The organism is Flavobacterium sp. TAB 87 (genome assembly GCF_001529295.1).
Lineage (GTDB): Bacteria > Bacteroidota > Bacteroidia > Flavobacteriales > Flavobacteriaceae > Flavobacterium.
The window spans coordinates 1-11,254 of sequence record NZ_LLWK01000015.1 but is presented as its reverse complement, the minus strand read 5'-3'; the positions used below and the strand labels follow the sequence as shown (position 1 = coordinate 11,254).

The window sequence follows — 11,254 nt, the reverse complement described above, 5'->3', positions numbered from 1 at the left end:
GATTCAATTCCTGAACGTCTTTAATTCCATAAAGACTTGGTAAATCTCTCAAAAGAACTTTGTCTACAATATCATTTTTAACATACCTACCCATATCACTTTGTATTTTTTCAGACAAAACAACCTCAGGATAACCCCCAAAATTTAAATAGTTTAGGAATTCTTTGTTTAAGGCTTTTATATCATGTGTTATCGTATAAGGCATTTTCCGATTTGCGTAATCAATTTCACCTTTCAAGATTAAATGATTCATGTTTTTTAAATGAATATATTCTTGAAAAGTTAGCGGTGGCAGCATAAAATCAGTAAAACGTCCAGCTCCACTTTCGGTACTGTGCCATCTTAAAGCTGCGGCAGCCGAACCAGAAACAATAAATTTAGTATCGGGATAGGAGTCGACTAAAACCTTTAAATGACGTTCCCAATCTTTTAAATATTGTACTTCATCAAAAAACACATAACACCCCTCTAAGTTTTGTAATTTTACGGCATCCTTACAGAGCAATAAAATATCTTCTAAACTTAAATTTAAGTATAAAGGATTATCTATGCCGACAAAAAATATTTTTTGCGGATCTATTGCGTCTTGAATTAATTGGTCAATAGAATGAAACATCATTACAGTCTTACCGACACGGCGAGGTCCCATTAAAACAACTGCTCTTCGAATATCTTTCTCTTTAACAAAAGGGTAAAATAAATCAAAATACAAACGCTTTTGCATATTTTGATACGCAGAATGTACTGCTTTAGAAACCCACCACGGGTTTTCGTAGTGCAAACGTTCTATAATTTTTTCTGTTGGAATAATACTTGATATTTTCATAAAAACACTTATTTAGACAAAAATATTAAAAATAAGCTGATTCAAACATATCTATTTTGTGTTTTTTAGGGGTGATTAGGAAATTTATTAGAATTTAGAAGCTTATTTTTTTTTTGCATAAACATAATAAACATCCTATTTGGAAGAAATTGCTTGAAATTTCATTTTTGTCAAATGATATGAAAGAAAAATATTTGAGGTTTTTGAAAAGTAGAGTACAGGTATTTTTATATTCTCCGCAAAAAGTGCGGTGAATAAGTTGTTTATACTCCGCATTTTCAAATTCTAATATACACTACAATTTTAGAGCAAATAAAAAAAGCAACTCCTGCTTGGAAGGAATTGCTTGAAATTTCTTTTTTCAAATGATATGAAAGACAAGAATTTCCATTTAGTAGATAATAAGTTACTAAAGTTCTAAGAACGATGTTTACCAATTATAGGTTTTAACTCTTTAGCTAATTCTCTTTCTAGTTGTCCAGTCAATCCGACTAATATTTTAGGAAGCTTTACATAATGTATTTCAATATCTATCTCTAATTTTTTTGCCCAATAACGCAATTGCAATCCTGATGTATTGGTTGACGCTACATAAAATCCTAAATGTGGTTGTAGTCTCCCAATAAAGTCACGATTCACCTTTCCAACATACAGTATATTAGAGTCGCTAATTATTTTTTTAATTGCAGGTGTTTTGTAATATTTCAAGTCACTTTTTTCCGAATTTACGGTTACATTGTTACCCGCTAATTCTGAATAAGTCTTAATTGCGTCCAGAATTACTTTTTTCTTATTTTCATTTTTTAATTCAAACCAATAAATAAAGGGAGATTCTTTATCATTTAAAAACAATTCATCTAATCTCTGGTGTAGTGGTGTTTTATTAAGTTCGGCACGATTTAAGTGTGCATCCGGCAGTTCTCTTGAATTAAATTTGATGCAATTTTGCTCAAAATGATCCAATGAAATTGTTGAAATTGATTCTTTAATATCTGTTAGATATTGACTTATTTTTTCTCTCATTCTTTTATAATTTAAATTTATATATAATTAATTTCTTGCCCTAAGCCACCATCACCTTCTCAAATACCTCCACAAACTCTTTCATTTTTGCAATAATTCGATCACCGATCACTCTAGCTTGCAAAATACTTGGTCTATTATCAAGGCATTGAAAAACTTCATTTTTTCTGGGTTTCTATTCCAATAATGTCGTGTAATAATTCACTGCACTCTAAATTTTTCCAATCGGAATTACGCTGATATACCGGAATTACAAATTGTAAATTGGATGCTTGTAAAAAGTTATTTATTTGTAATTCGTTGGCTTTCATATTGCTTTAATCGACTACTGTTTTTAATTATTTTACACTTATTATAACTTCTTTCCATTCAATTTCAAAAGAATTACCAGAAAGAGAACCTGCAAATACATTTACTTTATTATCATAAATACGTTCGACTATAGATAAAATATCATTTCTTACTTTTGGATCGCAATTAACACCTAAGTAAATCGATTTTACATCTTCTTTCAAAAAACTAAACTTTCTTGATTCAAAATCTGTAAAATGAGTATTTATAATTCTTAACTCTTCTTCGTATTCCCAGTGTTTTGCTTTTGTGAAAGCCATATGAAATAAAGCTGTTTCCTTTTCCTTATAAAAATTAGCTTTGACAAATGAATCAGTATAATTTACATCTAATGGATTTAAACCATTCTGACTTTTGTTCGTATAAAATTCTAAGCAAAATCCTTTACGGTTATTAGCATAATGAGACCACATTAAAATGGAATTATGCTTCCGGCTAAAACAGCAGATACCAATTGTCGGAAACCTATCTTTTATAGCAATTTCTAAAGTTTTTTCTTTTTTAGATTTACCTACTTTTTGAAAATCGATTAGTTCCACATTACAATCAAACGGATCGTTAAAACTAGTAAACTCAGAATAAAATAGATATTTATCCCTTAATGAGGATAAATGATAATCCTCAGTGCCAAAATATTTAAAAGCTGTTTCAGGAATACCTTTACTTTGCCTTATTCTATTTGCGATTTCAGGTATTGTAATTTGAGGTTTAGAAATATTTACATACTTTTTCAACCCAAGATAAATTCTAAGAAAATTATATTCATCTTCACTAATCTTAAAATTGGGATTAGCCTCTATGTGAATATCTGCAGTTTTAAATATGTTCACCGCACTTTCTAGGCTGATATTTAATTCTCGAAGAACTTTATTAATTCTTATGCTTCTCTCTGTATTCATAAAATCTCAATTATGCCACCATCCCCTTCTCAAAAACCTCCACAAACTCTTTCATTTTTGCAATAATGCGATCACCGATCACTCTAGCTTGCAAAATACTTGGTCTGTTATCAAGGCATTGAAAAACTTCATCTTTTATAGGTTCTCGACCGCTGTAGATGTAGGCATCAATTAAGGCTTTGAATTGCGCTTTATCCAGATGTTCGTCTTCACATAGTTTTCCTAATGCTAAGACTTTTTGTTCTTGCCAGAACTTTTCAAATTCCTCTTCGATGTCGTCACCATTTTTAATGTGTGGCATATTTTCGTCAATGAATTTCTGAATCAACTCTCGTTTGCTTCTCAATTTGATGTCACCACCTAACAAATCGATAATGGCTTTTCGTTGGGCTTTGGCTTCTGATGTATTTGTCCCTTTCATTTGTGCTACTAATTTCAAGATATAAGCCACTCCAATTTTATCTCTGTGAATCAACTCTAATTCAAAATCAATATCATCCAGAATCGAGGTTTTTTGAACCTGACTTTCTTGCTTTACTTTTTGGTATAAATCCAAATATTTGCCTTTGTAATCTTCAAATTCTTGTTCGTCGATTGGTAAATCGTCCCAATCAAAATCGGCGTAGGATTGCAAGACATTCATCGTACGCAATAATTTTCTAAAAGCCTGCACGAACAAAGTTTCGTCCTCTTCGCTTTCTAAATCATTTACGCTTTGATAGGTTGGCGTAATTTCACGCAAGTTTTTTAAAGCTTCATCGAACTTTTCTGCAATTTTTTCATAACCGGGCATTGTTACAACATCAATCGCATCTTTGTTAGAAAACAACGTAATAGCATCATCAGTAGCTGTTTTGAGGTTTCTAAAACATAGAATATTTCCTTGTGATTTCTGTTCTCCTAAAATTCGGTTCGTTCTTGAATAGGCTTGAATTAAGCCGTGTTGCTTGAGGTTTTTATCAACGTATAAAGTATTTACTTTTTTGGCATCAAAACCCGTAAGCATCATATTGACAACTATAACAATATCCAAACGGTCTTTGGCATCATTGAAGTTTTCCTTCTCTCGTTCTTTCAAACGTCGGCTAATGTCTTTGAAATAGGATTCAAATAATTTGGGATCTTTGGTGGTAAAACTTCCTTTGTACATTTGGTTGTAATGTCCAATATAGGTTTCTAATTTGTCTCGACTGTGGCTTGAAACATACTTTGTTTTGGGTTCGGCTGCCATATCAAAATCTTCATCGGCTGGAAGAAAATCTTGCGCTTCGTCTGAATCTTCGTTAGCACCAAAAGTAAAAATAGTAGCAATACGCAAATCGTGTACTTTGGCTTCTTTCTTTTGTTGAAAAAGGTCATAATATTTTACGGCATTTTCGATACTGCTGACCGTCAATAGTGCCGAATATTGCTTGTTGAACGTTTTCTGATCGTGATACGCAATGATATAATCGACAATTTTCTCAATGCGTTTGGTCGAATCCAACACTTCTTGTTTGTCGATTTCTTCTACTTCGATGTCAATAAAAGTATTGCTCTTACTCTTATATTTTCCGATATATTCTATTCCGAAACGCAAGACGTTTTGATCTCGAATGGCATCTGTAATCACATATTTATGCAAACAATTTCCAAACAAATCTTTGGTCGTTCGTTTTCCGAATTCATTTTTAGAAGCATTTTCGGCAAAAATAGGCGTTCCCGTAAAACCAATTAACTGACTTTTATCGAAAAACTTGGTGATGCGTTCGTGGGTTTCTCCAAATTGTGAACGGTGGCATTCATCAAAAATGAATACTATTTTCTGATGTCTTAGTGCTTCAAGACTATTTTTGAAACGGTCGGAAACAGCATTGTTTAATTTTTGGATTGTCGTTAAAACCAGTTTGGTATTATCTGTTAGCTGTTTTACTAAAGATTGCGTATTGTCGGTTACATCAACGCTGTCTTTTTTGAAAGCGTTGAATTCGTTCATCGTTTGAAAATCCAAATCTTTTCGATCGACTACAAAAACTACTTTATAGACTTCGGGCAAATCCATTAGAATCTGACTGGCTTTGAACGAAGTTAAAGTTTTTCCAGAACCTGTGGTATGCCAAATGTAAGCGTTATCATTGCTGTTTTTGACTTGCTGAATAATGGCTTCAGTAGCAAAATATTGATACGGACGCAACACCATCATCACTTTGTGGGTTTCGTTGATCACGATATAATGCGCTATCATTTTACCCAAATGATTGGGGTTTAAAAAGGCTGCTGAAAAATCTTTTAATTCGGTAATATTTTTGTTATTGGCATCTGCCCAAAAGAAGGTTTGTTTGACTGATTGCAGTTTATTATTGGCTAAATATTTGGTGTTTCCGCCATTGCTAATTACAAAAAGTTGCACGTATTGAAACAAACCGTGAGTACTCCAAAACGAATGGTTTTGATAGCGATTGATTTGGTTAAAAGCTTCTTTGATTTCAATACCAGAACGTTTGAGTTCGATTTGTACCAAAGGCAAACCGTTGACCAAAAGCGTGACATCAAAACGGTTTTTGTAACTTCCTTCTAAACTGATTTGGTTGCTTACCTGGTATAAATTTACAGCTGGATTTTCACTATTAAAAAACTGAACATAAAACGAAGTGCCATCTTCTTTGGTCAATTGAAAACGATCGCGTAAACTTTTGGCTTTTTCGAATACATTGCCTTTTGCCAAATGATTCAAAACGGCATCAAACTCCTTGGCAGTAAAACTAGTTTGATTAAAAAGTTCGAGTTGCTTTTTTAGATTGGCAACCAAAGCATCTCCATCTTGAATTTTTACAGAGGCATAGCCTAAACCAATTAATTGCTGGATTAGGTTGTTTTCTAATTGTGCTTCCGATTGATGCGCCATAGTTATCTTCTTTGAAATAATGATAATTCTAATTCTGCCAAACTGTGATTAGCAAAAGATTCTTTTTTAAGTATCAATTCACGTGCATTTTTGATCACTTTTATATAATGATGTTCATCGGTAAACTGTGTCCAAGCTTTTAATTCCTCTCCTTTTATTCCGATAGCTTTCAGTTCTTTATTTAGCAATTCTTGAATAATCCGATCTACTGGAAAATGCGGTGGAGATTGAATGTGTCCTAAAGACCACCTGTATTTTAAATAAAGATTTAGCATTTTCTGAGCTATCCCAAAATTTATTTTTTCATTGTTAAAAAGCTCCGAAAAATTAGCACTGTAATCGCTTACTTTTTTAATATTTTGAATATGATTTTCATCACTTACAAGCGTAGTTTTATAATTATCCAAAATAGTACTTTCAATAAAAGCTCTAATTCCTTTTTTGAAGTCACTTTTTTTTTGTTCAGCCAGATCTTTAGCTATATAAATATTTGCTCTTTGAAAAGCACCTCCAAAAGTCAAGATCCAAATCTCATTTTGAATAAAATCGTATTGTGATTTTTCTACTACTGTCATTATGCTTTATTTTAAACAAACATTTGCTGCAACAATCCTTTTTTCCAAACCTGTGTTTTTTCTATTTGTTTTTGACAATGGTTAATCTTTTCATCGATTGCCGATAGAAAATTTGCGATTTTGGTTTGTTCGGTTAATGATGGAATTTGAATTAAAAAACCTTTCACACTATTTGCATTTAGATTTCCCTGAGTTCCAGTTGTTATAAATTGAGCTATGTTTTTTTGAAAATCTACTAATGTATAGTACATGAATTCTAAATTTAATTTCTTTTTTAAGATTAGATTTAAAACTGCTTGAGAAGTTGCCAATGGAATCCTGTTAATTGCTACAAATCCAACAGAAGCATACATTGAATAGATAATTGAATTAATAGGAACAAGCCAAGAAGAAGAATTTTCTAATCCTAATTCGCTAATGTGATTAGAAGTGAAATTTAAATATTTACCTTGTAATGTCATATCGCTAATTGACAAAAATGGTATATCTCCATTGTAATATTCTTTCTTTGTCGAAGTCGGAGTTCCTCCACTCTTTGCAATTTCACAAACTTCCCCCAACTTTTTCTCTTCCCAATCTGGATAATCATTTCCATTATCCTCTTTAAAGCGGAGTTCTTGCGAGAAAATTTTCTGCATTACGCCTTTTTTGTATTGCTCTAAAAGGCTTTTCTTTTGTTTTAAGGCGGTTAATTTTTTATCGACTTCGATTAGGAAATTGGCAATTTTGGTTTGTTCTGAAATGTTAGGAAAGTGAAATAATAGATTAGAAAAGGCTGTCTTATTAATTTGAGGAACTGCTTGGACTCCTGCTAAAAGTTTAATTTTCTGACCATTTAATTCCAATAGTGAATAAATAAAATTATTACTGTAATCAGTTTTAGCTTTTAAAGAGTTTATCTGTTGGTTAGTTAGAGAATCTTCTGTTGTTATTCCAACTTTACCAATAGTTGAACCTATACAAACAAATACAACACTTCCTTTGTCAATTTTTCTACCTTTTGAAAATCCTAATTCAGTTAATTTAGTTTTTGTACTATAAACATATCTGTTTCCTTGTAAATCAGCTGGGGAAACAAATAATTTATTTCCATTATAATATTCTGAAATCAGAGTACTTGGAGTACTTCCAGTTGTTATAGTCGCAATTGCACCTAATTTCTTCTTTTCCCATTCCCCCGAAAACTCAGGAAAGCGCAATTTTGGTTGTCGATTTTCCATTGTTATTTTTTGGGGTTATTTTTAATTTGGTTTTCCAATTGTTTTAGTTCTTCCAAATCTTGTTCATCTGCTTTTTGGGCATCCAGTTGTTTTCTTTGCGTTTTGAATTTTTCATAGACAGCATCTACTTTTTTCTCCATTTGCAAATGCGTTATTGTACCAAGATGGTTTAGTAAATTTTTATCATTAAATTCAATAATGCGATCTACATTGGTTTTCCAAAAACTCATAGTAATATCTTGTCTGTTTTTGGCTCTTAATTCGGCAGTTTCAAGAAATACGACTACAAAGCGATTTAAACTGTCTATTTCATCAGTGGTTAAATAGTTTTTGGCGGTGTAAATATCTTGCTTTCTGACTACTGCACCTTTCCAACTGGTTAAATTCATATTGGGTTGGTTAGGGTTAGCACGTATTACCACAATTTCGGCAGCCGTATTGCCTGTTATGGCGTATAATAATTTGTTTTGTGTTTCGGCAAAAAACATTTGTGTGGCTTTATCGGTTTTGTCGTAATCGCTACTTAAAGAAAATAAGTCCCTTACTTTTTGGTAGAATCTTTTTTCGGAGGCTCTAATGTCACGAATACGCTCCAGTAATTCATCAAAATGATCGTTTCTACCATTTGGGTTTTTAAGGCGTTCGTCATCCATTACAAAACCTTTAATCATATATTCTTTTAGGTTATAGTTTGCCCATTGACGGAATTGTGTTCCTCTCTTGCTTCGAACTCTAAAACCTATGGCAAGAATCATATCAAGTGAGTAGAAAGTAATGTTATAGTTTTTACCGTCAACAGCAGTTGTCAAGTATTCCTTGACAACTGAAATTGCATCTAACTCCTTTTCTTTTAGTATGTTGTTTATGTGTAAGCTTATATTTTGCTTAGAGGTGTCAAAAAGTTCTGCCAACTGAATTTGATTCATCCAAATGTCACCTTCTCTAGCAAATAATGCTACAGAAGCTTTACCGTCTTCGGTATTGTAAATAATGATTTCTTGTTCTTCTTTCATCTATAATTATCTAAAAAGGAGTTACAATATTCAATTCGGCACAAAAAGAAGCAATCGTTTTATCGGTTTCGCTAATGTGTTGGTCAACAGCTTGAAGTTCATTTGCAATAGCATTAATATCGATGCTTTCTTCGGTTTCAAAAGTATCTACATAACGAGGAATGTTCAAGTTGTAGTCTTGTGCCGCAATGAAATCAAGCGTCGCTATTTTGCTGTATTTTTCTTCTTCGGTGCGGTTGCTGTACGTGGAGATAATTTTAGCAATGTGTTCGTCTAACAGTACATTTTGGGTTTTTACTTTGTCAAAATGTTGGCTGGCATCAATAAACAAAACATCTTCGGAGTTTTGGCGTATTTTTTTCAATACCAAAATACAAGTCGGAATCGAGGTTCCGTAAAAGATATTCGCTGGCAAACCAATCACGGCATCCAAATAGTTTTTGTCTTCGATTAAGTATTTACGAATGTGACCTTCGGCACCACCACGAAACAAAACGCCGTGCGGTAATACAATAGCCATGGTTCCGTTATCGTCTAATTGATGCACCATATGTTGTACAAAAGCAAAATCGGCTTTAGAACTTGGTGCTAATTTCCCGTAAGCCGAAAAACGTTCGTCGGTCATAAAAAGTGGACTCGCACTCCAATTTGCCGAAAAGGGCGGATTAGCCACAATGGCTTCAAAACGCATATCCAAATGTTGCGGACGTTCTAAAGTATCTTCGTTCTTAATGTCAAAACGTTTGTAGTGCACATCGTGCATAATCATATTCATACGACAAAGATTGTAGGTCGTTGGATTCATTTCTTGTCCGTAAAATTCGCTTACGTCTTTGACTTCTTTGGCAACTCGCAACAACAAAGATCCCGAACCACAAGTAGGATCGTAAACACTTTTTAGTTTGTCTTTGCCAACCGTAACCAATTGTGCCAAAACACTACTGACTTGCTGTGGCGTATAGAATTCGCCTGCTTTTTTTCCTGCTCCGCTGGCAAACTGTCCAATAAGATATTCGTAAGCATCACCTAAAACATCGGAATCGGTGTTTTCTAAATCAAAATCAATTTCGTCCAAATGGGTTAGGACTTTTACGATCAATTCGTTTTTATCGCTTTCTGATTTTCCGAGTTTATGAGAGGTTAAATCGAGGTCGGAAAATAAGTTTCCAAAATCTTCTTCGCTTTCCGATCCCATCGTACTTTGCTCAATGTGAGTCAATACTTTGGCTAAATCGCCTAAGATAAAGTTGTTTTTTCCGCCTGCATTTCCTCTATGTGCCAATTCGGAGAACAACTCTGAGGGTTCTAAGAAAAACCCCAATTTATCAATGGCTAATTCTTTAACTGCTTGCATCAACAATGCTTCGTCAGCGTGTCCAATGATATCACTAAAAGTTAATCCGTCGGGTTGTAGTATTTGGTTGGCATACATATCCATTTTTGTACTCAAGTACTTGTAGAAAATGAAACCTAATATATAATCTCTAAAATCATCCGCATCCATTTTACCACGTAGGGTATTTGCAATATTCCAGAGTTGTTGTTCTAATTTTTGTTTTTGTTCGGCTGCCATGTAATTGTATGAGGTTAAAGTAGCAAAATCTTACTTACTTGAAATAATTGTCAATTCTGTATGAAATGCATTGGGCTAAGATATTGAAAAAATTAAGTTTTTGAATGTGGAAAACCATAAAGAAAGATAGTTTTTAATTCTCTCAATAGGATTGGTATTGTTTATTGTGTGGAGTTAATCGAAATTTGACAGAAAAAATAGAATTATGAAAAATGATCTTACTTTGAAACTCTTAATTGTAAAACGCACATTCTATATATATAATTGACAATTGATTATTATCAAGATAGTTAAAGCTATTTGCTCTGCTACGGGGGTGAATCAGTTTAAAAATTGGATTTTTTCTTAGAAAATAAGAATATTTAGTAATTCTAGAGAGGTTTGGAAATTTAATTTGATTATTCTTTTTCCATATCAAAATTAAAACTAAATAGCTCAGCTGGTTCAATATCTAAACCCTTAGCTAAAGATATAATAGTACCAAGCGAAGCTCCATGCTCACCATTTAAAACTCTATAGACTTGCTTAGGTTCAATTTTTCCTACAGAAGCAACGGTCATAACATCTTTACTATGTTTGACTAATAAGTTATTTAAGTTAACTCCAAAAGCTTTGTAATATTTCAACCTGATATCCTTCACGATGTGAAATTCAGATAATTGAATTAAAATAAATTGTCAAATTTGACAATTGTAATAAATTTTTCATACATTTGATTTAATATTCAGCATCTTAACTAGATACAGCTGGTATTAATTAACATTTTGCGATTCTTCAATTGAAAGTGAAGCATTCGCTTAGAATCTCGTATCAGAAAACTGGTAATTTATAGGAGCGAGAAGATAAGTACGATGCTCACGTCTTAAGGCGTGGGCTCACTTATTGTTCCC

9 protein-coding genes are annotated in these 11,254 nt (G+C 32.9%); all 9 read right to left on the bottom strand.

Translation table 11 applies throughout. The features are described from left to right. Positions 1-826 (bottom strand): ATP-binding protein (locus AP058_RS00220; RefSeq protein WP_157492511.1); only part of this gene is annotated, 826 nt, incomplete at its 3' end. 417 nt (positions 827-1,243) lie between these two features. Further along, positions 1,244-1,849 (bottom strand): hypothetical protein, encoded by a 606-nt coding sequence (locus AP058_RS00215; RefSeq protein WP_066305389.1) that lies wholly within the window; start codon positions 1,847-1,849, stop codon positions 1,244-1,246. 338 nt (positions 1,850-2,187) lie between these two features. Further along, the gene (locus AP058_RS17030) at positions 2,188-2,613 is read right to left on the bottom strand and encodes a DUF2971 domain-containing protein (protein ID WP_231739441.1); all 426 of its coding nucleotides are present in this window, start codon (positions 2,611-2,613) and stop codon (positions 2,188-2,190) included. Positions 2,614-3,109: 496 nt separating this feature from the next. After that, positions 3,110-5,983 carry a type I restriction endonuclease subunit R gene (locus AP058_RS00205; protein ID WP_066305385.1) on the bottom strand — a complete coding sequence of 958 codons (2,874 nt, stop codon included), beginning with the start codon at positions 5,981-5,983 and terminating at the stop codon, positions 3,110-3,112. A 2-nt stretch (positions 5,984-5,985) separates the two neighbouring features. Further along, the gene (locus tag AP058_RS00200) at positions 5,986-6,558 is read right to left on the bottom strand and encodes a hypothetical protein (protein ID WP_066305384.1); all 573 of its coding nucleotides are present in this window, start codon (positions 6,556-6,558) and stop codon (positions 5,986-5,988) included. An 11-nt stretch (positions 6,559-6,569) separates the two neighbouring features. Beyond that, positions 6,570-7,778 carry a restriction endonuclease subunit S gene (locus AP058_RS00195; RefSeq protein WP_066305382.1) on the bottom strand — a complete coding sequence of 403 codons (1,209 nt, stop codon included), beginning with the start codon at positions 7,776-7,778 and terminating at the stop codon, positions 6,570-6,572. Positions 7,779-7,780: 2 nt separating this feature from the next. Continuing rightward, a complete protein-coding gene (locus tag AP058_RS00190; RefSeq protein WP_066305374.1) occupies positions 7,781-8,791 on the bottom strand; it encodes a virulence RhuM family protein in 1,011 nt (336 codons plus the stop codon). Between the two features lie 10 nt (positions 8,792-8,801). After that, entirely contained in the window at positions 8,802-10,364 is a 1,563-nt protein-coding gene (locus tag AP058_RS00185; protein WP_066305368.1) for a type I restriction-modification system subunit M, read from the bottom strand. A gap of 398 nt (positions 10,365-10,762) precedes the next feature. Continuing rightward, positions 10,763-10,990, bottom strand: a complete 228-nt coding sequence (locus tag AP058_RS00180) for a helix-turn-helix domain-containing protein (RefSeq protein ID WP_066305366.1) — start codon at positions 10,988-10,990, stop codon at positions 10,763-10,765. Positions 10,991-11,254 lie beyond the last annotated feature (264 nt).